The organism is Klebsiella sp. 7-CIP_Kleb., from assembly GCF_050378655.1.
Taxonomy (GTDB): domain Bacteria; phylum Pseudomonadota; class Gammaproteobacteria; order Enterobacterales; family Enterobacteriaceae; genus Klebsiella; species Klebsiella quasipneumoniae.
Genome location: NZ_JBNRLJ010000001.1, coordinates 363,231 through 388,863 on the forward strand (window position 1 = coordinate 363,231; position 25,633 = coordinate 388,863).

The window sequence follows — 25,633 nt, forward strand, 5'->3', positions numbered from 1 at the left end:
TTCCGATTGTCAGATCTGGTCCTCTACGAAAATTTCCCACAACTCTTCTACAGCGCGGGACATCTTTGCTGCTGGGCGGAAAAGCCTGATGTCTATGGGTACCCAGAGCGCGCTCTCTTTCTTCGCCGCAACGGCAATGGAACCGGCATCAACATCCGGCGCTGCCAGCGTTTCCGGCAACCATGCGATGCCGTCACCGGCCCTGACCATGGCCAGTAATGTTGCAGCCAGATCGGCAGTGAATGCGATTTCCATTCCGCGTCTGGCACGGTTGACCTGCGAGGTGTTGGAAAGGATCCGGCCAAGGCCGGATTCAGCCGAATAGGACAGAAAAGGAAACTTTTTGCCGCCCGATGCATACCACATTGGCTCGCGGGTTGCCGGATCGCATCTGGAATAAGGCAATAATGTTTCCCGCCCGAGCCGAACACTGAAGTATTTCGACTGTTCAAGATTGATGCGCATATGAGGGTGGTAGTAACAAAGCAAAAACTGCGCGTCACCTTTGTCGATCATGCGTTCACAGGCACTCAGTGTGTCAGATAACAGGCGAAAAGAACCGAAGCGGGCGATTTTTTCGTTATTACGCATCAGTGCCGGGAAAAAAGAAAATGACAGAGAGTGCGTGGCGGAAAAAATAACATCCGGTCTGGTTTCTCCTGCGGCCTCTATAGATTCACTTCTCAAGGTATAAAGTGCGCGAATAAGTTCAGGGATCTGCGTAACGAATACTTCCCCGGCGCGCGTCAGGCTGACGCCCCGACGATTTCTTTCAAAAAGCGGCGTTCCAAGCCACTCTTCCAGCGAGACAATCCTCCGGCTGAATGCTGGCTGCGTCACATATCGTGAAGCTGCCGCACGGGAGAAATTCAGGGACTGTGCCAGCGCAACACAGTCCTCAAGCCAAGTTAACTCCAAGTGATGCCGATTTTGCATTACAGCCTGCCTCTTTGGCATTAGAACGAAATTTGTTAACTGCTTAGGATGGTATCAGACAGGACAACAAGGTCCCTGAACACTACGTTAGTGCATTATGCCGATAAATATACGGCATGACATAAAATATAGCGTAGGTAATTTAGTTAGATCGTATTTGACTGGAAACTGCCGGAGAGAACATGCGTATCCTTGACGTTGTAGAAATTACCAAGCCTATTGCTTCCCCTATCCGTAATGCTTACATCGATTTCAGCAAGATGACGGCCAGCCTGGTTGCCGTTGTGACAGACGTTGAGGTAGACGGACGTCGCGTAGTGGGATACGGCTTCAACTCTAACGGCCGTTACGGTCAGGGCGGCCTGATCCGTGAACGCTTCCGCAACCGTATCCTCGAAGCCGAACCAGAAAGCCTGCTGAATGCCAAAGGCGACAATCTGGATCCGCATAAGATCTGGGACGTCATGATGAGCAACGAAAAACCGGGCGGTCACGGCGAACGTTCAGTTGCGGTAGGTACGCTGGACATGGCCATCTGGGATGCAACCGCAAAAATTGCTAACAAGCCGCTGTTCCGCCTGCTGGCAGAAATGAAGGGCGTTGAGGCTAACCCGCGTGTTTTTGTCTACGCGGCGGGCGGTTACTATTACCCGGGTAAAGATCTGAGCGCGCTGCGTCAGGAGATGCGCGGTTATCTTAATCGCGGCTATAACGTTGTGAAGATGAAAATCGGTGGAGCGTCTCTGGAAGAGGACCGTCGCCGTATTGAGGCCGTCCTGGAGGAAATTGGCAGCGAAGCGCGTCTCGCCGTTGACGCCAATGGCCGCTTCGATCTGGAAACCGGTATTGCCTATGCGAAAATGCTGCGTGACTACCCGCTGTTCTGGTACGAAGAGGTCGGTGACCCACTGGATTACTCCCTGCAGGCCGCGCTGTCAGAGTTCTATCCCGGCTCAATGGCCACGGGTGAAAACCTTTTCTCCCATCAGGATGCGCGAAATCTGCTGCGCTATGGCGGCATGCGCCCGGATCGAGACTATCTGCAGTTTGACTGCGCACTCTCTTATGGTCTGGTTGAATATCTGCGCACGCTTGATGTGCTTGAGCAATTTGGCTGGTCACCGTCACGCTGCGTCCCTCATGGGGGTCACCAGATGTCCCTGAACATTGCCGCAGGCCTTGGCCTTGGTGGCAATGAAAGCTATCCCGATCTGTTCCAGCCTTACGGCGGTTTCCCTGACTCGGTGAAGGTGGAAGATGGCCATATCATCATGCCGGAACTGCCGGGTATCGGTTTTGAGGGTAAATCAGACCTTATCAAAGAAATGCGCGCGCTGGCTGTATAAGTCTCTGCTGACATCTCGTCTTGCTTAATTTAATAACGCCCTTCTGCGATGCGGAAGGGCGTAGCGGGAAAAATGTATGAAGCTTTTAAGTTATCTGACGCCTGATGGATATAAAAGTTACGGTATTTTACAGGGTGAGGGAGTTATTGACCTGAGAAGCCGGACAGATATTGATACTCCCGATTTGAAAAGTTTTATCAGAGAAAAAGGGATCGCAGCAGCTGACGGATATATCAGCTATGAGCCGGATTATCAGCTTTCTGATATTACCTTCCTTCCTGTTATTGATAATCCGGGCAAAATACTTTGCGTCGGCATGAATTATCAGGCCAAACGCACTGAGTTTAGTATTACTTCGGATGCGCCTACCATATTCATCCGGTTCTCAGATTCTCAGACCGCTCATCTGGGCAACATCGTGAAGCCTGCGCTGAGCGATCAGCTCGATTATGAGGGTGAGCTTGTAATCATAATCGGAAAATCCGGCATAAACATCGCTGAGCAGGACGCTGCAGAATACATAGCGGGCTATTCCTGCTATATGGATGGCTCCGTGCGTGACTGGCAGCATACCTGGTTCACTGCCGGCAAAAATTGGAGCAAAACAGGTGGGTTCGGTCCCTGGCTGGTTACGTGTGATGAGGTCCCCGATCCGCAAAAGCTTCAGCTAAAAACCTGGCTTAATGGTGAAATTGTTCAGCAGGACAGTACAGCTAATATGGTTCATCCAATAAGCAAAATTATCAGTTATATGAGTACCTTTACACAGCTATCCCCGGGTGATGTTATTTTGACGGGCTCACCAGGCGGTGTTGGTCGTTCACGTAATCCGCAGGTATTTCTTAATGACGGCGATGTTATTGAAGTCGAAATTGAGTCAGTTGGTCGCCTGACTAATTACGTCGTTGCTGCTTCAAAATAATAAAAATATTTTATCTGACTGATATTTAAAAGGACCTGAAATCAGCATTTCCTCCCCTACATCTGCTCTAAATGAGGAAGTTATCATGAGTGATAATGCTCTTAAAGGTAATGCGCTTATCGGGAAAAAACGCTGGACAATAATACTCCCTGCAGTGTTTATCATGTATACCATTTCTTTCTTCGACCGAGTGAATATAGGCATGGCGCTGCCCCATATTACGGCCGAGATGGGGCTCAGCCCGGTAGAAGCTGGCTGGCTTGGCGGTGCATTTGCATGGGGCTACGTGGCGACGCAGTTTACCGCTGGCTGGCTGGCGCTTCGCTTTGGATCGCGAAGAATAATTGGCGTCAGCCTGTTTCTTTTTGGTGCCTGCGCCATGCTCACGGGTCTGACGCGTAACTTTGGTGAACTGGTTGCCATCCGTTTCTTCTTGGGACTTGCTGAAGGGCCGATTCAGGCAGCAACGGCGATGTTTCTGGCACAATGGTTTATGAAGCCAGAAAGGGGACGCGCATTTGGTATCTGGAACCTCAGCCTGGGGGCCGGTGCGTTTCTGGCCGGTCCAATATCGGGCTGGATCCTGGCACATCATGACTGGCGCATGATGATGGTCATTGAGGGGGCACCCGCGTGGCTGTTCTGCATCATCTGGTTTTATCTGGTACCTAAAAGTATTCAGGCTGCGAGCTGGCTCAGCGCCGAGGACCGGGATCATATCCAGAAAGACCTTGCGGCTGAGCAGTCAAACTATGTGAAGGAGAAATCTGACCCCTGGTGGACCATTATCAAAATACCGGCACTCTGGCTGATGTTAATCGGCTATTCCCTGCACAGCATGCTGGCATACGGCTTTACGCTCTGGCTGCCGACGGCACTTAAGGGGTATGGAACGCTCAGTGAATTCATAGTCGGTCTAATCAGCGGAATGCCTTTCCTGATGACCATGGTGGGCATCTGGTATATCACCCGGCGGTCAGATAAATACAACCAGGAACGGCGGCTGCATGCCGCTATTCCCACCGTGTTGTGCGGTATCGCGTTGTCAGCCGCGGCTTTTGTTCCGCTGTCTTACTACTGGGTGCAGATAGCCCTGTTCATGTTTGTCGGCCTGACAATGAAGATGCTTGTGCCGTTGGTTTACGTCCGGTTGACGGAAATCCTCCCGACAAAGAAAGCGGTCCCTGCGGTGGCATTTGTAGGTGCATGCAGCAACTTTATTGGTCAGTTTGGCGGACCGCTTGTTGCCGGCTACCTGAAGCACCTGGGGGGCGGTACTGACATGACGCTCGCATGGAGCGTACTGGGTCTGTTCTCAATCGTGGGGGGAGTACTGTTTGCCCTGGCCGTGGGACGTGAGGAAAGCGTCTGGGACATCAGGCAGGCATTCCGGGTTACTTCCCGCAGGACGATTTCCGCGCGGGAATAGAATGCAGAACCTGCCCCTGCCTATGGGGCAGGCAGACATTTTTATAATCACTGACGTTTATTAATCAGGAGTGCGATGTGAGGTTATATATCAGAGAATCTCTGGCGGCATATACAGGCGCCGGGCTCGTACTCAGTCGGGAAGAGCAGATCAGAATCAATTACGCATAATGAATGAACTTTACGCAAGATTGAATCCATTCCGGTAATAGAGTGTGCCTGATACCCTGGGTATAACTGATGTTATGCAACGTCCGCTTCTGGCACAGAGCGGACGAACCAACTGAGGTTAAGTTCCAGTCTGAACGAGAAGCGGACAGCGGGTTTACAGGTTGTGTATACCTTAACGGGCTGATGTCGATACTATGCCGGCCCGCTAAACATCATGCGGATGACAACGCCTGTACACCGTTCCTGCCATTTGATATCGCCCGGGTGTTAAGAGCCGTTTCCAAACGTCCTTGATGCCATCGCGACTGAACCCAGGGAAACCATTCCAGCCCGCTTTTGAATACTCCCCAGAACAAGCAATTGCAACCAGACAGGACCCGCGACGGGAACGACAAGCTGAGGAAGAACAGCAAACATGAACAGCAGGAATCTGGGGTAAGTCAGACTGTTTAATCCAGGTGACGTAAATGCGTCGCGATCCCCCATTTTAGGGCGGTACATCTTCCATTAATCAGTTCGAACACGGAGTAACTCGCGTTGGGTTGTGCATACCGGTGAAAATCATCCACAGCACCACTTTTTAGCATCGCAAGCACACCCTGAATGACCTGTCCGTGAGACACAATACATATTGTTCGATGATGACGTTTTTTTTCCAGATTGGTTAAAAAATGCATAATTCGCTGCGAAGCATGTGAGAGAGACTCACCCTCTGGCGGACAATACTCTGCATCAAGGTTGAATAACGCTTCTGCGGCGTCTGGATTATTCTGCAGGAGCTCTATGGTTGTCATACCTTCAAACTGACCAAAAGCCTGTTCTTTCAGCGCTGGTTCAGCTATCAGTGAACAATGAAAACTCTCCGCCAGGCGCTGTCCCATTTGCCAGGCCCGGCCAAGCGGAGAAGCGTAAACACATTCTACCCGGTAATCACTCGCTACAAACGCTGCCAGCAAGGCTGCTGTTTGACGCTCCCCACGAAGCGTCAAGGCGCTATCACTGTGTCCCTGAATAATACCTTTTACATTCCACTCTGTTTCCGCGTGTCGAACCAGTATTACTTGCATCATTGAAGGGTCACATATGCTGTTGTTTAAAATGTTACAAACTAAAAACACCCCGTTTATATGCTGGCAAGTTCTCAGCTCTCAACGAAAAACAGGAACACGTGTCGCTTACACGGATTATGTTCAGTAGCCCCTGCCGGCGGCCTCTATCTCAGTAAAACCTGAATCAGCTGTACGAAGATATACACTCCCGCTACCACTTGTATGATCCGAAAACCCCATCTGAAATAACGCCATTGATAACGTTCTCTGGCATCAGCCGCTTCAATGGCAGGATCAAAACGTTTTCTTTTCCTGGTTCTGAATGTATCGAATACCCACAGGACGAGAATGAAGATGATGATGACTTTTTCAAAGATTAGATGGTTCACAAAGAGAGATTCCGGTCTTCTCATGGTTACAGGCAGAATAGATAAACCGCATCGAGGTAGCCACCACTAAATGTTGGGGTACCTGAAGACGCAAGCCAGGTGTCTGTCTTATGGCTGCGTTAATGCATAGCAACGCCATGAAAGTGACATTCATTGCCGACACATGCTGCCGGGAGCCCCCTTCCCCTGAGCATCAGGCTGGATGATAAAACGACGGCGGTTGCCCGGTCACGCGGCGGAACATGGTGGCGAAAGAGGACGCATTGTCGTATCCAAGGGATAAGGCCACTTCGTTCACCGGTTTCCCTGCTATCAACCATGCCAGGGCGCTCACCACGCAGGCTCGCTGTCGCCAGGCGGAAAATGACAGGCCCAGCTGCTTCAGGAAATGGCGACGAAAGGTACTAGGACTCATAAACAGCGCCCCGGCCCAGCGCGCCGCAGGATCATGGATAGTGGGGTTAAGCAAAAAAGCCTGACAAAGCGCCAGTAGCGCCGGATGCTGCGGCAACGGAATATCAAATTCGCGGACCGGCATGGCGGCCAGTTCCAGCAACATCAACTGTATCAGCATGCGATCGCGTGGGCTGTCGTACAACGGTGGTAAATCTACAGCCTCCAGCAGTAGCTGGCGCAACAGCGGCGAGACGCTGATCACTTCGCAACGCCGGTGTTTAATGCAAGCGGCCACACAATCTGGCTCAATATACAAGCTGCGCGTGGTCACCCCCGCAAATCTGACGGCGTGCACGGTTTCAGGGGGGATCCAGACAGCGTGTTGCGGAGGAACCACCCATTCTCCGTCCTGCGTAGTGACATACATCAGTCCGGTCGCGCCATACAGCAGCTGTGCGCGGCGATGCTGGTGCGGGGGCAGGATAAACCCTTGCGCATAGTCATTACCTAACGCCACCACTTCGCGATCGAGCCGATCGACCTCGTCAATTTTTACGTTGCGCACATCTGTCTCCCTTTGACCGATTTACAAAGGTAATTGAGCGCTGTGCAAATGGGAAGTTGTACGCGACCGGTATAAGCTGCTCGCTCATTTTCAGGGCGGGGATATTCTGTTGAATGATATCGTTATTATTGCAATGGCAGGCTTTACTACCGGTATTACCACGGTGCTGTTCGGCTTCGGGGGCGGCTTTGTGGTGGTGCCCTTTGTCTATCAACTGATGCTCCGCCAGCCGGAACTCACGGAAAACGCTATGCACGTCGCGGTGGCTACCTCAACGGCGGTGATGATATTTAACGCCGGCTGGATCAGCTATCGTAACTGGCGGGCGGGCAAGCTTGCCGCACAGACGCTGTTTCCGTTGATATGGTTTATTGCCATTGGGGCAGTAGCAGGCTCCTGTCTGGCGGGGATATTTAGCGAGAATATCGTTCGCGCGCTGTTTATTCTCTATATGCTGGCAACCATCAGCGATTGTTTGTTGCGCAAGGGATTTTTCACGGGCAGCGCTCGGCGTCGGCTGTCACTGCCAATGGTCACCGGCGGCGGTGTGGTTATCGGTACGATTGCCGCATTGCTGGGCGTGGGCGGCAGCGTCATGACGGTGCCCCTGCTACGGCGACACGGGTATGCGATGCAGGAGTGCGTTAGCGCATCCAACCCGCTTTCTTTGCCCGTGGCGCTATGCGGCGCTGTGACCTATGCCATCATTGGCTGGCACACCATTCCGTTGAGCGGATTTCTGGGTTTTATCAGCCTGAAAATTCTAGGCCTGCTCGTCCTGACCGGCTGGGCCGGGATAGCGTTTAGCCGCCGGGCTATCCCTGCGGTACCGGATGTATGGTATGCACGCATCTATGTCCTGCTACTGTTCCTGGTACTCCTCGCCATGCTGATTCAATAATCACGATTCATCACGGCGTCTTTCAGGGTTTATCGGTGCAAGAGTCGCGATCGGGTGATGCCCTCTCCCCGGGGAGAGGGCCAGGAAAAGGGGCAGCAGGCTACCCGCGATACGGATGAACCTCGCGCCAGTGGTCGGCGATCTGCTGCCGGGTGCAGACCCACACCTTGTCGTGCTGCTGGATATAGTCGAGGAATCGCTGCAGCGCGCGGAAACGCCCCGGACGCCCAAGCAGCCGGCAGTGCATCCCCACGGACATCATCTTCGGCGCGGTTTCTCCCTCGGCGTACAGTACGTCAAAGCTGTCTTTCAGATAGGTATAAAACTGCTCCGCGGTGTTGAACCCCTGGGCGGTGGCAAAGCGCATGTCGTTGGCGTCGAGGGTATAAGGCACGATCAGGTGCGGTCGGCGGCTGCCGTCGCTGCAGGCCACTTCGCTCCAGAAGGGTAAATCATCACCGTAATAATCACTGTCATAGTCAAAGCCGCCGTGCTCCACCACCAGCTGGCGGGTGTTGGGACTGTCGCGGCCGGTATACCAGCCGGTGGGCGGCTTGCCGAACAGGTCGGTCAGCACCTGCACCGCTTTGTGCAGATGCTCGCGCTCCTCGGCGATATCCATGTGCTGATAGTGGATCCAGCGCCAGCCGTGGCTGACCACATCGTAATCCGCCGCCTTGATCGCCGCCACAATCTCCGGATGACGCGCTAGCGCCATCGCCACGCCGAAAACCGTCAGCGGCAGCCCTCGCTGGCTGAATTCGCGATGGATGCGCCAGAACCCGGCCCGACTGCCGTACTCATAGAGCGAGTCCATCGACATATGACGCGCCGGATAGCTGGCGGCGCCGATGATATCTGACAGGAACTGTTCCGAACCCGCATCGCCATGCAGGACGTGATTCTCCGCGCCTTCCTCATAGTTGAGGACGAACTGCACCGCGATCCGCGCCCCGCCCGGCCAGCGCGCGTGCGGCGGCTGCCCTGCATAACCTCGCAGATCGCGAGGATAGTGTTCCTGGTTCTCAACCATCTTCTGCCCCTTTTAAAATGGATTTAACGACTGAAATTGCCCGCTTAACGCCTTTTTCTCCGGGAACGCTAAGTCCCCGTGCTTGCTGGTCGCCAGGCCCAGCGCGACCAGCGACTCCACCATCTTCACCGCCGCGCTGACGCCATCGATCACCGGCACCCGCAGCTCGCGGGTCAGCTCCTGCGCCAGGGTCGCCATCCCGCCGCAGCCAAGGACTATCGCCCCGCTGCCATCCTCTTTCAGCGCGCGAATGCAGCGCTCGCGCACTTTCTCCTGCGCCAGGCCACTGCCGTCTTCCAGCGCCAGTACCGGCAAATCAATGGCGTGCAGCGCCGCGCAGTGTTGATGAAATCCGTACTGGTGCAGTAAATGACGGGCGATGATCAGCGTGCGCGGCAGCGTGGTCACAATGGAGAAACGGGTGGCGACCATCGTCGCCATATGCATCGCCGCTTCCGCAATGCCGATCACCGGCCCCTGGGCCAGTTCGCGCGCTGCCAGCAGCCCCGGGTCGCCGAAGCAGGCGATCACATGTCCATCCACCCCCTGCTCGCGTCCGGCCTTGATCTGCTCCAGCACACCGACCGCTGCGATGGCTTCGTCAAAATGGCCCTCAATTGACGGCACGCCGGCGCGGGGAGAGACCGCAAGGATCTCGGTGCCCGGCGCGGCGACCGCGCGCGCGGCGGCGCCTATCGTTTCGGTCATCGCCAGGCTGGTGTTGGGGTTGATCACTTGTATACAAACAGAAGACATCACGACTCCTTGTGACCGGCGAACAGCCGGGAAAAATCGGGCAGGCTGACGCCATCGCGCTCGAAGCACAGGCTGGCGACAATATGATCAAAATGGTGCATCAGCGCCTCGCTGAGCGGCTGCAGGGCTTTATCCCGCAGCAAACCGACCAGCTGCTGGTGATCGTCGCAGCGACAGCCCTGGCGCCAGGGTGCGCCCCAGGCGGCAATCACTAACGAGGAGCGCTGGCTGAGGCGGGTCACCATCTCAGTGAGCACCGGGTTGCCGGAGATAGCCTGCAGCTGAATGTGAAAGTCAGCGGAGTGGCGGATGGCCGCCGGGCCGTCGTGCGCCTCATGAGCCTGCTGCTCACGCTGAATAATGTTCTCCAGCGCCGCCAGATGCGGCGGCTGACAGCGCGCGATCACATCGGGCAGATTCGCGACCTCAAGCAGCGCCCGGGTGCGAAAGATCGCCTGGGACTCTTCCACGCTCGGGCTGGTGACGTGTGCACCACGTTTGGGCGTTAATGTGACCAGTTGCACAGCGGCGAGTCGTTGCAGCACTTTTCTGATGCCGGTGCGGCTCACGGCGAACACTTCCGCCAGCGCCTCTTCCGGCAGTTTGCTGCCCGGCGGCAGCTGATGTTCGACGATAGCCGTCATCAGCGCCTGGTAAATGCTTTCGTCCTTATCCTGCAGCGCTGGCGCGGCCTGGAGACGATGTTCATTATTCATTAACCCACTCCGGTTTCACTTATCGATAGCAGATCGTATACATAAAATTTATTTTTTGTATACAAGATTCATCATTCTGGCCTGGATCCTGCAATAGCCTCAGCAATCCATATCAAAGGGTTTTCATTCAGAGGAGCAGGTTTCATGCCACATTCATCCCACACGCAGCAGACGAAGACTCACGAGGCGGCCGCCGGCTACAGTCCGCGGCTTTGTAATGACGATCTGGCGCCCACCCGCGACCAGAACTGGAGCTGGTACAATATCTTTTCGTTCTGGATGTCGGACGTGCACAGCATGGGCGGCTACGTGGTGGCGGCAAGCTTTTTTACGCTTGGGCTGGCCAGCTGGCAGGTTTTGCTCTGCCTGCTGGTGGGCATCTGTATTGTGCAGCTGTGCGCTAACCTGGTGGCGAAGCCCAGCCAGATGGCCGGGGTGCCTTACGCGGTGATCTGTCGTCAGGCGTTCGGTGTCTTCGGCGCCAATATCCCCGCGGTGATCCGCGGGCTAATCGCCTTCGCCTGGTACGGTATTCAAACCTATCTGGCGGCGAACGCCCTGATGCTGGTCCTGCTCAAGTTCTGGCCCTCCCTTTCCTCGCTGACCAGCAGCAGTTTCCTCGGGCTGTCGACCCTTGGCTGGCTGTGCTTCGCCACCATGTGGCTGCTGCAGGCGATGGTGTTCTGGCACGGCATGAACGCCATCAAGCGTTTTATCGATATCGCCGGTCCGGCGGTGTATGTGGTGATGTTGGCCCTGGCCGGCTGGATTGTATACAAGACCGGTCTGGATGGGATCTCCTTTACCCTCGCCAGCAAATCCCTCAGCGCTGGCGAGCAGACCTGGCAGATGATCACCGCCACGGCGCTGGTCGTCTCTTACTTCTCCGGGCCGCTGCTCAACTTCGGCGACTTTTCCCGCTACGGCAAAAGCATGGGCGAGATCCGCCGCGGCAACCGCTGGGGGCTGCCGTTCAACTTCCTGCTGTTCTCGGTGGTCACCGTGGTGATAGTCTCCGGCACCCAGTCGCTGTTCGGCAAAATGATCACCGACCCGATTGAAACCGTCAGCCGCGTTGGGAACGATCTGGCGGTGGCCATCGGCCTGCTGACCATGATCACCGCCACTATCGGCATCAATATCGTGGCTAACTTTGTCTCGCCGGCCTTCGATTTTTCCAACTGCGCGCCGCAGAAAATCAGCTTCCGCGCCGGCGGGATGATCGCTGCGGTGGGCTCGATACTCCTGACGCCGTGGAACCTGTTTAACTCACCGGAGCTGATCCACTATACCCTCGACGTGCTGGGCGCCTTTATTGGCCCGCTGTTTGGCATCCTGATCGCCGACTTCTATCTGATCAAACGCGGCCGGGTGTCGGTGGACGACCTGTTTGACGATACGCCGAAGGGTAAATACTGGTACCGCAACGGCTTTAACCCGAAAGCCATTGCCGCCCTGCTGCCGTCGGTGGGCCTGGGACTGATTATCAGCTTTATTCCGGCCCTGCATGAAGTGGCGAACTTCAGCTGGTTTATCGGCGTCTTCCTCGGCGCGACCACCTACCGCTGGCTGGCTCGCGACGAGCGCGAAGTGCAGGCGAAAGCCGCCTTCCGCTCCGGCGCGGTGGCGCAAAAAGAGTAACCTTCCCCTTCTGCCGCGGCGTCTGGCCGCGGCAGGCTGCAAACTGGCACCAATCTTGCTGTTTATCACTATTCCCAGAGTGTTAAGAGAAGGAAGGTTCGATGATGGATTACCAGACCGCGGTGCGCGGTGCATTTTTTGATATCGCCGGCGTGGCGGAGACCCCGGATGAGGTGGCCGCCCAGGCCCGCTATCTCGATGATGGCCTGTTGTTCTTGCAGGACGGAAAAATTGTCGCGCTGCTGCCATGGCAGGAGGGTGAAGCCTTTCTGCATCCGCTGAAGGGCTATGTCGACCTGCGGGGTAAACTGCTGTTGCCGGGGTTCGTCGATGCCCACGTCCACTATCCGCAGACCGAGATGATCGGCGCCTTTGGCGAACAGCTGCTGGAGTGGCTTACCACTTACACCTTCCCGGTGGAGAGCCAGTTTGCCGATGCGGAGTATGCCCAGGAGATAGCGCAGTTTTTTGTAAATCAATTGATAAGCCATGGAACCACCACCGCGCTGGTGTTTTGTACCCTGCATCCGGCCTCGGTGGAGGCGTTATTCAGCGAAGCGCTGCGCCTCAATATGCGCCTGATCGCCGGGAAAGTGATGATGGATCGCCATGTGCCCGACTACCTGTGCGAAACCGCCGGGGAGAGCTACGAGCAGACCCGGGGGCTGATCCGCCGCTGGCATCAGCGCGGCAGGCTGGGGTATGCCATTACCCCGCGCTTTGCTCCCACCTCGACGCCGGCGTTGCTGGAGGCGGTGCAGCGTCTGCGGGCCGAGTTTCCCGATACCTGGCTGCAGACGCATCTCAGTGAAAACCGCGAGGAGATCGCCTGGGTTAAACAGCTGTGGCCGGAGCATGCGCACTATCTGGATGTCTATCATCACTATCAGCTCACTGGCGAGCGCAGTGTATTTGCTCACGGGATCCATCTTGATGATGCCGAGTGGCAGTGCCTGCATGACACCGGTTCCGCAGTCGCCTTCTGTCCGACCTCGAATCTGTTTCTCGGCAGCGGGTTGTTTCGCCTGCCCGCCTGCTGGCAGCACCAGGTGCGGATGGGTATCGGCAGCGATGTCGGGGCCGGGACCACCTTCAGCATGCTGCGGACGCTGGGCGAGGCCTACAAGGTAGGACAACTGCTGAGCTATCGCCTGCGCGCCAGCGAGGCCTTCTATCACGCCACCCTCGGCGGCGCGCGCGCCCTGCGGCTGGAAGAGAAGATTGGCAATTTTCAGCCGGGCAAAGAGGCCGACTTTGTGGTGATTGACCCGGCGGTCACTCCGCTGCAGCGTCTGCGGATGGGCCGCTGCCATGATATTTATGAGCAGCTGTTCGTACTGATGACCCTGGGTGATGAGCGCAATATCAGCGAGACGTGGGTGAACGGCGAGCGGGTGTGGTGTCAGGATTAACCCTCACCCTGGCCTCTCCCGGAGGAAGAAGGCGCTGGCCGGCGGCAGCTGGGTTAATGGCCTTCAAAAACTCATCGCCAGTCCAACGCCATAGCCCGTGGTGTTATTGCCGAACATATAGCGCGCCACCAGCCGGGTGCGGGTGATAAAGACCGGGTATTTACTGCTGTCCAGCTCGAGGCCAATCCCCAGCGACGTTAAACCGGAGAAGCCCAGCGCCCCTCGCTGTTCGCCCAGATATGCAGTATGCGCCCCCTCCAGCACGTAGCGCAGCGGGTTGCCCAGCAGCGTCCAGTCAGCGATCGGCGCGCGGCGGCGCAGATACAGACCGAGATTCTCCGCGCTGGCCTCCCCCTGCACCACCTCAGCGCTGCTGCCGAAACTTTGCAGATGCATATAGGAGTAACGCAGCTCGGCATCAATATCCTGGGTGGCGGAGAAGCGTTCATAATCCAGCATCAGCGCCCCGCCGAGCCCCCATGCATTGAACCGACCGCCGTCGAGGAACTGCAGATCGGCGTTGGTTTTTCGCTCAATTACCCAGCTGCCGAGGCGCGCATCGCTGGCCAGGGTGCCAAGCATCACATTGACGATCGGCCGCAGCACCAGGTTGCCGCCAAAGCGATCCCGGTGCAGCGAAAAATCCCAGCCGACGCCGCCGGTGGTGGTCAGGCTGTTCCACTTGGTGGGCACATTCCGCGTCTGTTCGCCATTGCTGACCACAAAACGCGGGTCGTAACGGCTGTAGCCCATCGTTCCTTCGAGATAGAGAGGAAACGACTCGCTCAGGGTCGCCCCGCCGCCAAACTGAGTAATGGCCAGGTTGTGTTTGTCGTTGCTCCCGGAGCCGATATTGAGATCGCTGGCGGTCACGTCGGGGACCACGGTATAGCTCATCAGGGTCAGAACAGCATCGGCACGCTGCTTAATGGCGTGACCGTTCGCCGCCAGCGTCGCCGGCGCAGAAAGAGAAACTACCGACAGGACAACGAGAAAACGCACCATGAGTCGCATGCCACCTCAGCCGCAGGCTAACAAGATTACCGCCCGAATCAGCAGGCAGGACTCCCCTGAGTATAGCCGGCGAGTCTGCCTGCGCATCAGACGGCGATAAATAGCGCCACCTCTATTCTGACCGCCCGGAATGGGCCGCTACGTTTTCCGACGGCAAGCGCGTTACCCGGTTGCGTCCGTCATTTTTCGCCGCATACAGCGCTTTATCGACGCGGTAAAACAGCTGATCAATCGCTTCGCCATCATGATGCTCGGCAACGCCAATGCTGACGGTGACCGACAGCGTCTGATATTCGCTGATCGCCTGACGGATCGCCTCCGCCACCATCAGCGCGCGGGCGATCGGCGAATGAGGCAAAAAGAGCAGAAACTCCTCGCCTCCCCAGCGATATATCTTATCTTCGCGGTCCACCGAGGTTTCCAGAATGCGGGAGATCACCAACAGGACTTCATCGCCTTTTTGATGACCGTGAATATCATTAATACTTTTGAAATGATCGATATCGATTAGCAGCAGACAAAAACCATGGCCGATAAACGACGGCGCATCGACGAGCCGGTAAAATTCGCGGCGATTGAGCAGTCCGGTTAAGGGATCGTGGGCGGCGGAAAATTCCAGCTCTTTTTTCAGAAGCACTTCTTCGGTGATATCGTGAATGATGCATAACATCAGCCGAATATTATATAACACCACCGGCCCGGCATAGGTTTGAACATGGCGCAGCGAGCCGTCAGCCAGAATATGAGTAAAATTAAGCGGCTTATGCCCGCCGGGCATATTGGCAATGTTATTCATAATAGGGATCACATCCCGGCCCAGGGTATTAATTTGCCAGGTATGTTTATTGCGCATTTCCTCATCGGAATAATGATAAAAGCGCAGTGCGGCAATATTGGCATCGACAATCAGGCCCTCTTTCTGAGGATCGATCAACAGCATTGGCGCGGTATTGGTCATAAAAAAACGGGCAAAAAAACCATTGTTACGCCGCTGGTAGCGGCGGGAGCCGGTATGAATCGACTGATTTTGCGCGAGCAGCTTCACCGCTTCAAATAACAGTAAGGGGCCGCAGTCCTCGGTCTCGACCAGGGTGGTTTTACAATATACCGACTGCAACCCTTTGGCGGTCTGCAGCGTCCAGACTTCAAATATCTCAGTCATCGCGTCGAGATAGCGCAGATAATGCTGCAGCTGCGTTTCCGGGCAGGTGGAATAGATACCGTTGCGCATCTCATTCAGCGACATATCGCCGCTCAGCGTCCGGGAAGCCTGATTGGCATAGACCACACACTCTGTAAAAGGATGGACTACCCAGATCGGCGTGCTTAATACATCAAAAACAGCCAGCTCTTTTAATAACATACAGGCCCCAAACCGACCCACTCCCGGCGCGGAACGGCACATTATTCAGTGCAGCCCTGACGCTGGCATAAAGTGATAGCAAAAAGTCATCGAGTAAACGTCATTACGCGCGTGCGCGGCAAGTATAGTCGGTTACAGGCCCAGCGACGCCCATCCGGAGCGACTTTGCGCACGGTTTAACCGACAAAGACGACACTGCCTTTATTATTAATTTTATTTCAATAGCATAGCAGCAATGCCAGAACAGGTAGTCGCTTTTGATCACAGACTGTGTATACCCGTCACACTTTACGCGGCAGGAGCGCAGGCTTGTCCTGTGGCACGCAGATTGTCGCTGTTCTGCGCAGGGTTACCGTGATAGTTTCTATCATAACGCTCATTTTTAATGGTCATCACAGTGAAAAAATCCACCAGCAAAATCACGCTTTCCGACATTGCGCGTGAAGCTAACGTCGGCGTGGCCACCGTCGACCGGGTACTCAACAAGCGCGCGGCGGTGAAGGAATCGACCGCGTACCGCGTGCTGGAGGCCGCCCGGCGGCTGGGGTTTACGCTCGAACAGCCGCACTATCGCCTGGCCGCCGGCAAAGCGCCGGTTACCGTCAGAATGGGCTTTATTCTGCTGCAGGAGACCCACTCCTTCTACCTGCCGCTGGCAAGGGCGCTGGCAAGAGAGGCCGCGCCGTGGCTACCGGCAGGCGAGACACCGGCGATCCTGCATTTTGCCATTGATGCGGTGGAAGCAATGGCCCAGGCCATTCACCGGCTCAGCGATGAGGTGGAGGTGCTCGGCCTGGTGGCGCTGGATCACCCGCTGATTCGCCATGCGGTGGGCCGGGCCGCCGCCCGCGGCGTTCGCGTATTCACCCTACTTTCAGATCTGTCGGTTCCCCAGCGCAGCGGCTATATCGGCCTCGATAACCAAAAAGCCGGGCGCACCGCCGCCTGGTTTATCGACCGCCTATGCCGTGGCGAAGGCGAAATAGCCATTATCATTGGCGATAATCGTTTTACCTGTCAGGAAAGCTGTGAGATCAGCTTCCGCTCCTGCCTGCGCGAGCAGGGTAAAGGGCAGCAGATCCTCGAGCCGGTTCGCAGCCACGAACGGGCGGATGTCGCCAGAAGCGTAACGGAAAAGCTGCTCAGCCAGTACCCGGCCCTGCAGGCGATCTATGCTCCCTGCGGCGGCGTCGAAGGAATTGTCGGGGCGCTGCGCGACAGCGGCCGCCAGCAGGCCGTCACCCTGGTCTGCCATGGCCCGCTAAGCGGCAGTGAACTGGCGCTGATCGACGGCACCATCGATGTCATTCTCAACCACCGGCTGGATGACCTGGCCGCCGCCACCCTGCGCGCCATGACGGAAGCCGTTTCGCGGCCGCCCAGCGACGTGATTTCGCACCCTCAGCCTTTCGATATCATCACCAAAGAAAATATGTAAACGCTCGCCCCGTCGCCAACGGGGCTGCCTCACGCCTGAACCACGCCTCGCCTCATTTTGATAAATAACTATCAAAAACAACCTCAATATAAATCATGATGGCCATCATAAAATCATCATTCCAATATTGTTGGCTATGAAATTTTCATTCAATACTCTGCGGCATCCCCTGTGAAAAAAGGAAGCCGACATGACACATCCTATCGCCAACGCCCCCTGCAGCTGGGGTGTGGATGACCCGAAAAACCCTGACCTTCCCGCCTGGGCTACCGTGCTGAAGGAGGCGGCGCAGGCCGGGTATCGCAGCATCGAGCTCGGCCCGTGGGGCTACCTGCCCACCGACCCGTCCAGCCTGCGCGCGGCGCTGGACCAGCATCAGCTGTCGCTGGTCGCCGGGACGATCTTTGACGATCTGGTGATCGAGGCCCATTACCCCACTCTGGAGGCGCTGACCCATCAAATATGCCGCAATCTGTCTCAGGTTCCGGCCGCCGAACCTATCCCGGGGCACCCTTTCCAGCCGCCCTATCTGGTGATTATCGACTTCGGCAACCCCGAGCGGGCGCGATTTGCCGGACGCAGCGCGCTGGCTCCGCGCCTCAATGACCAGGACTGGCAGCGGATGATGGCGCACATTACCGCCCTCAGCACCCTCGCCTGGCGGGAGTACGGTGTGCGGGCGGTTATTCATCCCCACGCCGGGGGCTGCATCGAATTTGCCGATGAAATCGAGCGGCTGGCCAACGATATCCCGCACGACGTGGCGGGGTTGTGTCTGGACACCGGGCATCTCTACTACGCCGGAATGGATTCGCTCACCTGGCTGGATCGCTATTACGCGCGACTCGACTATCTGCACTTCAAGGATGTGGACCCGCAGGTTTACCAGCGCGCCATCGCCGAAGGCATCGACTTTTTCACCGCCTGCGCCGAAGGGGTGATGTGCCCGCTCGGCAGCGGCGCCATTGACTACCCGGCCATTAACGATTTCCTTGCCCGTCGCGGCTATCAGGGCTGGATAACCATTGAACAAGAGCGTGATCCGCGCCATGCCGCAGGCAGCCTGCAGGCGGTCACGGAGAGCCTGCGCTATCTGCGCGACGTTGGATTCTGACAGGAGACACCCCATGATTAACGGTTTAAGACCTCTCGATCGCACCCTGCGCTGGGGCATGGTCGGCGGCGGCGGCGGCAGCCAGATCGGCTATATTCACCGCTCTGCCGCCCTGCGCGATAACACCTTTGCGCTGCTGGCAGGCGCCTTTGATATTGATGCCGAACGCGGGCGCCAGTTCGGCCAACAGCTGGGGGTGGATCCCGATCGCTGTTACGCCGACTACCAGAGTCTGTTTCGCGGCGAGGCTGCCCGCCCGGACGGTATTCAGGCCGTGTCGATTGCCACGCCGAATAACACCCATTATGCCATCTGCCGGGCGGCGCTGGAGGCCGGGCTGCACGTGGTGTGCGAAAAGCCGCTGTGCTTCAGCAGCGAAGAGGCGGACGACCTGGTGGCCCTCAGCCAGCGGCAGCACAAAATCATCGGCGTGACCTACGGCTATGCCGGTCATCAGCTTATCCTCCAGGCCCGGCAGATGATCGCCGACGGACTGCTGGGCAACATCCGTATCGTCAATATGCAGTTTGCTCATGGCTTCCACGCCCAGCCGGTGGAGCAGGAAAACGCCAGTACTCGCTGGCGGGTCGATCCCCGCTTCGTCGGCCCCAGCTATGTGCTGGGGGATTTAGCCACCCACCCGCTGTTTCTGGTCGAAACCATGGCCCCGCAGCTGAAGATCGCCCGGCTGATGTGCGCCAGACAAAGCTTCGTTAAAAGCCGCGCTCCGCTGGAGGATAACGCGCAGGTGCTGATGGAGTATGACAACGGCGCCATCGGCTCGCTGTGGAGCTCCGCCGTTAACTGCGGCTCCATGCACGGGCAAAAGGTGCGCATCGTGGGAGAAAAGGCCAGTCTCGAATGGTGGGATGAACAGCCCAACCAGCTGCGTTACGAGGTGCAGGGCGAGCCAGCGCGCATTCTGGAGCGCGGCATGGACTATCTTGATCCGCTGGCGCGTCAGGATGATCGCATCGGCGGTGGTCACCCGGAGGGGCTGTTCGAGGCCTGGTCGAATCTCTATCGCCGCTTCGCCATCGCTATGGACGCTGCGGACCGGCGCGACGAAGCGCTGCTGGCCGACTTCTGGTATCCGGACGCCCGCGCCGGGGCGTTCGGCGTCCGCTGGGTGGAAAACTGCGTGCGCTCGGCCGACAACGGCGCCTGCTGGGTCGACTTCCGCTAACTCGCCGGCTCAGGGCCTCGCCCTGAGCCTTCCACGCTACTTTTCAATGCGCGCCAGCTGGGTTTTATCGGCCTCGCGGGCGCGCTCGGCCAGCCCCTGAAACGCTGCGGCGCCATAGTATTGCTCGGGCGCCGGTAGAGCCTGCATATCGTGCCCCGGGTAGATCTGCAGCTCGCCGAGGTCGCGCAAGCGGAATCCCGCCACCTGCGACGGCATGGTCAGGCGATATGGCGGCATGGTTTCGAAAGGGACCGGCGTCGGCAGCCGGTTTTCCTGCAGGTCGTAATTACGCTTCAGCACCAGAAACTTATCCGGCACCCGTCGGCGACTGTTCCACCAGTCGCCATCTATCCGCTGGAACATCGCTTCCGTCTCCCCTCGCGTGGCCACCATCAGCCGGGTCAGCGCCTTTTTCAGCGCCGCCTCCATGGCCTGATTATACGCTTCCACTGACCCGCCATGGCCGCTAAGGATGACGTTAATCGCCAGCCTGGCGCCCAGTAAATTGGAATAGAGATCTTCCGGCGAAAACGCGGAGATCTCCTCAGAAAACCCCGGCACCGACTGGAAGCCATACCACTGGGCGATCTCATGCCACTGGGCGATTTCGAAGGCCAGATGCCCGGCGAGCCAGGCCGCCAGCTGATAGCGCTGCCTGACGCCCGGCGGCGGCGTAAAGGCATTCAGCTGAACGCGGCGCACCCCCAGCTCTTCGCTGTAGAATATGCGCCCCGCCTGGCCCAGCGTCGGCGAAATGCGATTGAACAGATAAAAGGTGTAATCCGCCGTGTCGCGCACATGGGCAATATCGATAAACCCGCCGCGACGGGTATAAATAAGCCCGTTTTGCTCCTCGCTCAGTCCCAGCAGATTTTTCACCGCCCCGAGCGCGCTGTCGTTGTAATGGTGCTTGCCCAGAGAATCCAGAGTCAGCACGTTACCAATCTGGTACACCGGGATGGGGATGCCCACCGCCCGCACGTGCAGGTCGTAACCAAAGGCGCAGCATGGCCGCAGCGATTCCGGCGGCGACAGCTCGCCCAGGGTGGGCACCGGATGGATCGCCGTCACCGCGGGCAATACCGGGTCCTGCGCCAGCGCCGGCAGCGCCAGCGCGAATAACAGCCATAAGGCTTTACGCATCAACAGCCTCTCCACAGCAACAAAAGAACGCGCATCTTACCGGCAGACGGCGCCTGCAGGTTTAGTTAAAAGCGGTATTCACCGGAGACAAAGAAGCTATTGCGGTCGTTAAAACCGAATTCAGTCAGCACGTTAAAGTTTTTGGTGACTTCATACTGGGCGCCAATCAGCATATTCCACGGCGAGGTCAGCTTTTGCTTAACGTCGAATTTGCCCTCGCCGTCTTTATTGACCGCGGCAATTAGGGGCTGCAGCTCTGGCGGCATGTGCAGGTCGGCGAGATCGCCCTTAAACTCCTGCTGCACGTCCTGATACATGCTGCCGACCCACAGGCTGAGATGGGACGGCCCGTCGATCCCCTGAAAACTGAAGCGGTAGCCGACGCGCGGCGAGACGGTGACCGCCGAAATGCTGCCGTCGAGGATATCGAAGTCGGTGCGGGTGTAGTTAGTATCCACCAACCCAAACCAGTTGCCGTAGCCGCCGGCGAGCGTAAAGCCGGTCCCCCAGGTGGTGCCTTTAAAATCAAGTGTAAAATCAATATTCTGCAGCTTTCCGCTTTGATAAAGCTGATGAACCGCGCCGGCGATGACCCGGTCCAGACCGCGAAACTGCGACGGTTCTGAATCCACTGAGACCTGCGAGACGGACGACCCGCGGGTATGCCCCACCAGTCCGTATACGTTGAGGAACGGAAAGACCCACATATCAAGGCGCAGGTTTTCGGTTTTGCTCTTCTCGCGGGTGTGCCCGGCATCGATGGCAAACATATCGCTGGGAATGGGATGGTTGCCGAGCTTAAGCCCGGAAAAGGTAATACTGTCGACCATGATATCCTGTCGGATATTCATATAGCTCAGGTTGACGCCGTAAGGTAACGGAATGGAATATCCCCTGGCGCGAGCCTCCTCGCCCCAGATCGGAAAATAGCTGTCGCTCTCGTCCGGCTCCGCAGCCGACGTGCCCCAGGCCGCTAACAGCAGCGTTAACACCGCGCCGGATGATCTCATTTTTGTTCTCATGTGTAGTTATAAACCCGAACCGACATTGAAATAGACCGCCTGTTCATGCTCGCTGAACGCCACGTCAATCCCGGTACGTAAACCGTACTGTCGCGCGATCAGGTATCGAAAACCGGCCCCCCATGCCACCTCTGACTCTTCCCATAGCGTATCCGCCGCGTCAGCGGCGCTCCCGGCGCCAACGAATCCCTGCAGGATCCAGCGCGGAGTAACCGCCCAGGCCAGCTGGGTTTGCGCCGTGGCCACGTAGTCGCCCTGATAGCGGTAGCGCGAAATCCCGCGCAACGCGATATAAGGACGCGCCATCGGCATCAGATGCTTATCATGGTGGGTTAAGGACTGATAATTGCCCGCGACCGCCAGGGTCAGCGTCTGGCTGAGCGGAATAAACACCTTTCCGTCCAGCGAAAAAGTGTTGTAGTGATAATCGCCCCCGAGCAGCGAACGGAAAAACCGATATTCCCCCTTCAGCGCTAACCCACTCTGAGGATAGAAAATATTATCGGTAGTGTCATATTCCGCCACCACCCCCAGCGCCGAAGAGGTGCTGTTTTGCCCGAGCACCTGCTGCCACACCCGGTTGAGCCGTGGATTATCGGTAGAGACATCCGCCCGGGCATACACCTGGGAGGCTCCGAGGAACACCGGCGTGTCGCCCAGGCGAAACAGCAGCTTTTGCAGCGCGGCGACGCCTTTGGTCTGCGTCTGCACCGGTTTAGCATGGCTGAAGTCGCCAGTATCGCCGGAATAGATATCCAGATTGACGTTAGCGTAGCCGGCGCCCGCCAGGTAACGAATGCGATCATGCTGCCAGGTGTGACGATGACCGCCGCCAATAAACCAGGTGCCATTCTGCGTGGCGGCCCCGCCAAAAGCGGTGAGCGGCGGAGGAATAAACTGCCCGCCCTCCCGGCTACCTTTGCCGTGTAAAAACAGGCCAAACAGTCCGCCACCATAGCCGATGGCCGGCTCGGTTATCGCCAGCGGCACCGGCAGAAAACCGTAACGGTTTTCTGCCAGATACTGACTCATGTCGAGCATGCCATCTTCCGCATCGAACAGATCGGCGGCATCGCCAGGCGGGCACAACAGGAACAGAAGCGCCAGCGTGGACAGCGGGAATTTCATGCTCACTCCAGGGCGTTGGGGCGCGCACGACACGCGTGGCGAACAGGATTATTACAACGGAATAAGGAAAATATAACGTAACCGGAGAACCCTCACCAACGCGCAGTGGCCTGTTTTTTGGGTATTTTTGGACAAAAAAGAGCTGGCCGTCACAGAAAGCCGCCTTCGCTCCGCCGGACGGCGCGATGATTGTATTCATAAGGTGAATGTCGTATAACATAGCGCTACCGAGGGGTGTCCCGTGAGGGCTGAGATGGCGCAAGCCGAACCCTTTGAACCTGATCTGGGTCATGCCAGCGAAGGGACGGGTCGGCAATTTTGCCAGCATTACCGCCATTGCCTGTTCACACCCCTGCACGCCCGGATCTCCCCTGCACAACTGGAGGTCCTGTGATTGTTCCCGCGTTTAGCCAAGGTCTTTATGGCCGTTTACGCCAGCTGGCCGCCGCTGACTGGCAGCACTATGTGGCGCACCCTTTCGTCCGGCAGCTCGCCGAAGGCACCCTTGCTGAAAGCGCATTTCGTCGCTATCTGACCCAGGATTATCTGTTTCTGATCCATTTCGCCCGCAGCTACGCGCTGCTGGTGAGTAAACTGCGCACGCTGCCGGAGATGCGCGCCGCGGCCGCCTCCATGAACGCCATTCTTAACGAAGTGCCGCTGCACGTCGGCTACTGTGCCCAGTGGGGCATTAGCGAACCGGAGATGGCCGCCCAGCCCGAAGCGCCGGAAACCATCAATTATACCCGCTACGTGCTGGATATCGGCCATTCAGGCGACGCGCTGGATCTGCTGGTCGCTCTGATGCCCTGCGTAGCGGGTTACGCCGAAATCGGTCTGGGCCTGCTGCATCACCCCACCACCCGACTGGACGACAATCCTTACGCCTCGTGGATCCGCAACTACGGCGATGAAGGCTATCTGCAGGGCGTCAGCGCCGCGCTGGCGCTGCTGGAGACCGTGTGGCAACAGCGTGGAAGCGAGTCCCGAATCACTGAACTGAGCGACATCTTCACCACCGCCACCCGCCTTGAGGCGCAGTTCTGGCAGATGGGGCTCAACGCCGCGGCGGAGTCCCGAGCGTGACGGCGCCAGGTATCGAGGTCCGCAATCTGAGCCTCCATTTCGGCGACCGCCGCCTGTTCGACAATCTGTCGCTGACGGTCCCCGGCGGCCAGTGGGTGTCGCTGCTCGGCGCCAGCGGGGCCGGAAAAACCAGCCTGCTGCGGGTCATGGCCGGCCTGGCCCCCGCCACCTGCGGGGAAGTGGTCGCCAGCGACGGCAAGCCGATACCCGGCCGCCTGGCGTGGATGGGGCAGAAAGATCTGCTTTACCCCTGGCTGAGCGTTCGGGAGAACGTCGCCCTCGGCGCGCGGCTGCGCGGTGAGAAAGTGGATCACGCCCGGGTCGCCACCCTGCTGGAACAGGTGGAGCTCGCCTCGTGCGCCGACGCCCGGCCGGCGACGCTCTCCGGCGGGATGCGTCAGCGCGCCGCGCTGGCCCGCACCCTGTATGAGGACCGGCCCATCGTGCTAATGGATGAGCCTTTCTCGGCGCTGGACACCCTCACCCGCACGCGCATTCAGACCCTCGCGGCCACTCTGCTGGCGGGGCGGACGGTGGTGCTGATCACCCACGATCCGCTGGAAGCCTGCCGGCTGAGCCACCGTCTGCTGGTCCTCTCGGCCGCCGACGGGGAGATCGACGACAGCCATCACCTCACCGGCGCGCCGCCGCGCGCGCCGGACGCGCCCGAGCTGTTGAACGCCCAGGCGGCGCTGCTGCAGCAGTTGATGAGGGCCCACTCATGAGCGGACGTCTCTGGCGCGGCGCCATGGTGTTCTGCGGACTGATGCTTCTCTGGGGGCTGGCCAGCCGCAGCGGCATTCCGCGCTTTCTTTTACCCTCCCCGGCGGCGGTCGCCGAGGCGCTGTGGGTCAATCGCGCCTATCTCGGCTGGCACACGCTGATTACCCTCAGCGAGATCCTCAGCGGCCTGGCGCTGGGGGTGGCGCTCGGCGTCACGCTGGCGCTGGGCATGATCCTCTCCCCGCGCCTGCAGCGCTGGCTGATGCCGCTGGTGCTCACCAGCCAGGCGATCCCGGTCTTTGCCCTCGCCCCGCTGCTGGTGCTGTGGCTGGGGTTTGGCATGAGCGCCAAAGTGGCGATGGCGGTGCTGGTGATTTTCTTTCCCGTCACTTCCGCCTTCTTTGACGGCTTGCGACGGGTCAACCACGACTATCTCGATCTGGCGCGCAGCATGAACGCCTCCTTTGGCGCTCAGCTACGGCATGTCCGCCTGATGGCCGCCCTGCCGGCGCTGGGCTCGGGCCTGCGCATGGCGGCGGCGGTGGCCCCCATCGGCGCCATTATCGGCGAATGGGTCGGCTCCGCCGAGGGACTGGGCTACGTCATGCTCAATGCCAACGCGCGGCTGCAAACCGATATCTGCTTCGCCGCGCTGTTTATTTTAGTGCTGCTGACCCTCTTCCTGTGGCTGGCGGTAGACACCCTGCTGCACCGGCTGATCGACTGGTCGCCGGAATAATCATGAAGTAATAAAG

At 57.8% G+C, this 25,633-nt stretch carries 23 protein-coding genes, 2 pseudogenes and 1 riboswitch; of the genes and pseudogenes, 12 read left to right on the forward strand and 13 right to left on the reverse strand.

All coding sequences use genetic code 11. The features are described from left to right. Nucleotides 1-9: 9 nt before the first annotated feature. Nucleotides 10-936: a LysR family transcriptional regulator gene (locus ACQUTI_RS01790; protein WP_004202518.1), complete on the reverse strand. Its 927-nt coding sequence runs from the start codon at nucleotides 934-936 to the stop codon at nucleotides 10-12. Nucleotides 937-1,118: 182 nt separating this feature from the next. On the opposite strand from ACQUTI_RS01790, the gene ACQUTI_RS01795 reads away from it, so the two are divergent. The 3 genes from ACQUTI_RS01795 (at nucleotide 1,119) to ACQUTI_RS01805 (ending at nucleotide 4,633) form a co-directional block, all read left to right on the forward strand. After that, the gene (locus ACQUTI_RS01795; protein ID WP_004202520.1) at nucleotides 1,119-2,282 is read left to right on the forward strand and encodes a mandelate racemase/muconate lactonizing enzyme family protein; all 1,164 of its coding nucleotides are present in this window, start codon (nucleotides 1,119-1,121) and stop codon (nucleotides 2,280-2,282) included. 76 nt (nucleotides 2,283-2,358) lie between these two features. Next, nucleotides 2,359-3,204 carry a fumarylacetoacetate hydrolase family protein gene (locus tag ACQUTI_RS01800; RefSeq protein ID WP_004202524.1) on the forward strand — a complete coding sequence of 282 codons (846 nt, stop codon included), beginning with the start codon at nucleotides 2,359-2,361 and terminating at the stop codon, nucleotides 3,202-3,204. An 85-nt stretch (nucleotides 3,205-3,289) separates the two neighbouring features. Further along, nucleotides 3,290-4,633: an MFS transporter gene (locus ACQUTI_RS01805; RefSeq protein ID WP_004202526.1), complete on the forward strand. Its 1,344-nt coding sequence runs from the start codon at nucleotides 3,290-3,292 to the stop codon at nucleotides 4,631-4,633. 342 nt (nucleotides 4,634-4,975) lie between these two features. On the opposite strand, the pseudogene ACQUTI_RS01810 reads toward ACQUTI_RS01805, so the two are convergent. The 4 genes and pseudogenes from ACQUTI_RS01810 to ACQUTI_RS01825 all read right to left on the reverse strand — a co-directional run. Then, nucleotides 4,976-5,259 (reverse strand): annotated as a pseudogene (locus ACQUTI_RS01810) (LysE family translocator); the annotation flags it as partial. Further along, nucleotides 5,253-5,873 carry a histidine phosphatase family protein gene (locus ACQUTI_RS01815; RefSeq protein WP_004151880.1) on the reverse strand — a complete coding sequence of 207 codons (621 nt, stop codon included), beginning with the start codon at nucleotides 5,871-5,873 and terminating at the stop codon, nucleotides 5,253-5,255. The gene ACQUTI_RS01815 and the pseudogene ACQUTI_RS01810, both read right to left, overlap by 7 nt. A 143-nt stretch (nucleotides 5,874-6,016) precedes the next feature. After that, nucleotides 6,017-6,241 carry a hypothetical protein gene (locus ACQUTI_RS01820; RefSeq protein ID WP_004202530.1) on the reverse strand — a complete coding sequence of 75 codons (225 nt, stop codon included), beginning with the start codon at nucleotides 6,239-6,241 and terminating at the stop codon, nucleotides 6,017-6,019. Between the two features lie 193 nt (nucleotides 6,242-6,434). Further along, a complete protein-coding gene (locus ACQUTI_RS01825) occupies nucleotides 6,435-7,202 on the reverse strand; it encodes an AraC family transcriptional regulator (protein WP_002905516.1) in 768 nt (255 codons plus the stop codon). Between the two features lie 109 nt (nucleotides 7,203-7,311). On the opposite strand from ACQUTI_RS01825, the gene ACQUTI_RS01830 reads away from it, so the two are divergent. Next, nucleotides 7,312-8,103: a sulfite exporter TauE/SafE family protein gene (locus ACQUTI_RS01830; RefSeq protein WP_048294888.1), complete on the forward strand. Its 792-nt coding sequence runs from the start codon at nucleotides 7,312-7,314 to the stop codon at nucleotides 8,101-8,103. A gap of 100 nt (nucleotides 8,104-8,203) precedes the next feature. Here ACQUTI_RS01830 and puuE read toward each other — a convergent pair whose 3' ends face one another. From puuE to ACQUTI_RS01845, 3 genes and pseudogenes are all read right to left on the reverse strand, one after another. Next, a complete protein-coding gene (gene puuE, locus ACQUTI_RS01835; protein ID WP_223171644.1) occupies nucleotides 8,204-9,103 on the reverse strand; it encodes an allantoinase PuuE in 900 nt (299 codons plus the stop codon). Continuing rightward, nucleotides 9,021-9,892: pseudogene (hpxA, locus tag ACQUTI_RS01840) on the reverse strand (allantoin racemase). The gene puuE and the pseudogene hpxA overlap by 83 nt, the downstream one beginning before the upstream one ends. Next, nucleotides 9,892-10,608: a GntR family transcriptional regulator gene (locus ACQUTI_RS01845; RefSeq protein ID WP_002905523.1), complete on the reverse strand. Its 717-nt coding sequence runs from the start codon at nucleotides 10,606-10,608 to the stop codon at nucleotides 9,892-9,894. The pseudogene hpxA and the gene ACQUTI_RS01845 overlap by 1 nt, the downstream one beginning before the upstream one ends. 144 nt (nucleotides 10,609-10,752) lie before the next feature. Between ACQUTI_RS01845 and ACQUTI_RS01850 the strand changes: the two genes are divergently transcribed. Together ACQUTI_RS01850 and guaD are read left to right on the forward strand one after the other, a co-directional pair. Then, a complete protein-coding gene (locus ACQUTI_RS01850) occupies nucleotides 10,753-12,249 on the forward strand; it encodes an NCS1 family nucleobase:cation symporter-1 (RefSeq protein WP_002905524.1) in 1,497 nt (498 codons plus the stop codon). Between the two features lie 101 nt (nucleotides 12,250-12,350). Next, nucleotides 12,351-13,661 (forward strand): guanine deaminase, encoded by a 1,311-nt coding sequence (gene guaD, locus ACQUTI_RS01855; RefSeq protein ID WP_428923182.1) that lies wholly within the window; start codon nucleotides 12,351-12,353, stop codon nucleotides 13,659-13,661. A gap of 63 nt (nucleotides 13,662-13,724) precedes the next feature. Here the strand turns inward: guaD and ACQUTI_RS01860 are convergent, their stop codons facing one another. Both ACQUTI_RS01860 and ACQUTI_RS01865 read right to left on the reverse strand, forming a co-directional pair. Beyond that, a complete protein-coding gene (locus ACQUTI_RS01860) occupies nucleotides 13,725-14,666 on the reverse strand; it encodes a hypothetical protein (RefSeq protein ID WP_048294892.1) in 942 nt (313 codons plus the stop codon). Between the two features lie 121 nt (nucleotides 14,667-14,787). Next, nucleotides 14,788-16,038, reverse strand: a complete 1,251-nt coding sequence (locus ACQUTI_RS01865; protein ID WP_004202549.1) for a sensor domain-containing diguanylate cyclase — start codon at nucleotides 16,036-16,038, stop codon at nucleotides 14,788-14,790. 397 nt (nucleotides 16,039-16,435) lie between these two features. On the opposite strand from ACQUTI_RS01865, the gene ACQUTI_RS01870 reads away from it, so the two are divergent. The 3 genes from ACQUTI_RS01870 to ACQUTI_RS01880 all read left to right on the forward strand — a co-directional run bounded on the left by ACQUTI_RS01870 (nucleotide 16,436) and on the right by ACQUTI_RS01880 (nucleotide 19,776). After that, a complete protein-coding gene (locus ACQUTI_RS01870) occupies nucleotides 16,436-17,476 on the forward strand; it encodes a LacI family DNA-binding transcriptional regulator (RefSeq protein WP_043519606.1) in 1,041 nt (346 codons plus the stop codon). A gap of 190 nt (nucleotides 17,477-17,666) precedes the next feature. Then, a complete protein-coding gene (locus ACQUTI_RS01875; RefSeq protein ID WP_428923183.1) occupies nucleotides 17,667-18,590 on the forward strand; it encodes a TIM barrel protein in 924 nt (307 codons plus the stop codon). A gap of 13 nt (nucleotides 18,591-18,603) precedes the next feature. Further along, nucleotides 18,604-19,776 (forward strand): Gfo/Idh/MocA family protein, encoded by a 1,173-nt coding sequence (locus ACQUTI_RS01880; RefSeq protein ID WP_017900244.1) that lies wholly within the window; start codon nucleotides 18,604-18,606, stop codon nucleotides 19,774-19,776. 36 nt (nucleotides 19,777-19,812) lie between these two features. Here the strand turns inward: ACQUTI_RS01880 and ACQUTI_RS01885 are convergent, their stop codons facing one another. The 3 genes from ACQUTI_RS01885 to ACQUTI_RS01895 all read right to left on the reverse strand — a co-directional run bounded on the left by ACQUTI_RS01885 (nucleotide 19,813) and on the right by ACQUTI_RS01895 (nucleotide 23,069). Next, nucleotides 19,813-20,919 (reverse strand): DUF4056 domain-containing protein, encoded by a 1,107-nt coding sequence (locus ACQUTI_RS01885; protein WP_057215398.1) that lies wholly within the window; start codon nucleotides 20,917-20,919, stop codon nucleotides 19,813-19,815. A 65-nt stretch (nucleotides 20,920-20,984) separates the two neighbouring features. Continuing rightward, nucleotides 20,985-21,929: a porin family protein gene (locus tag ACQUTI_RS01890; RefSeq protein WP_226549809.1), complete on the reverse strand. Its 945-nt coding sequence runs from the start codon at nucleotides 21,927-21,929 to the stop codon at nucleotides 20,985-20,987. 18 nt (nucleotides 21,930-21,947) lie between these two features. Then, the gene (locus ACQUTI_RS01895; protein ID WP_048294896.1) at nucleotides 21,948-23,069 is read right to left on the reverse strand and encodes a BamA/TamA family outer membrane protein; all 1,122 of its coding nucleotides are present in this window, start codon (nucleotides 23,067-23,069) and stop codon (nucleotides 21,948-21,950) included. Between the two features lie 220 nt (nucleotides 23,070-23,289). Further along, nucleotides 23,290-23,391: riboswitch (TPP riboswitch) on the forward strand. Between the two features lie 68 nt (nucleotides 23,392-23,459). On the opposite strand from ACQUTI_RS01895, the gene tenA reads away from it, so the two are divergent. Genes tenA through ACQUTI_RS01910 form a run of 3 tightly spaced genes read left to right on the forward strand, consistent with a single transcriptional unit; the run spans nucleotide 23,460 to nucleotide 25,617 of the window. Next, nucleotides 23,460-24,155, forward strand: a complete 696-nt coding sequence (tenA, locus tag ACQUTI_RS01900) for a thiaminase II (protein ID WP_032456106.1) — start codon at nucleotides 23,460-23,462, stop codon at nucleotides 24,153-24,155. Further along, nucleotides 24,152-24,880 (forward strand): ABC transporter ATP-binding protein, encoded by a 729-nt coding sequence (locus ACQUTI_RS01905; RefSeq protein WP_043519611.1) that lies wholly within the window; start codon nucleotides 24,152-24,154, stop codon nucleotides 24,878-24,880. Before tenA ends, ACQUTI_RS01905 begins: the two co-directional genes overlap by 4 nt. Beyond that, nucleotides 24,877-25,617 (forward strand): ABC transporter permease, encoded by a 741-nt coding sequence (locus tag ACQUTI_RS01910; protein WP_117263153.1) that lies wholly within the window; start codon nucleotides 24,877-24,879, stop codon nucleotides 25,615-25,617. Before ACQUTI_RS01905 ends, ACQUTI_RS01910 begins: the two co-directional genes overlap by 4 nt. Nucleotides 25,618-25,633 lie beyond the last annotated feature (16 nt).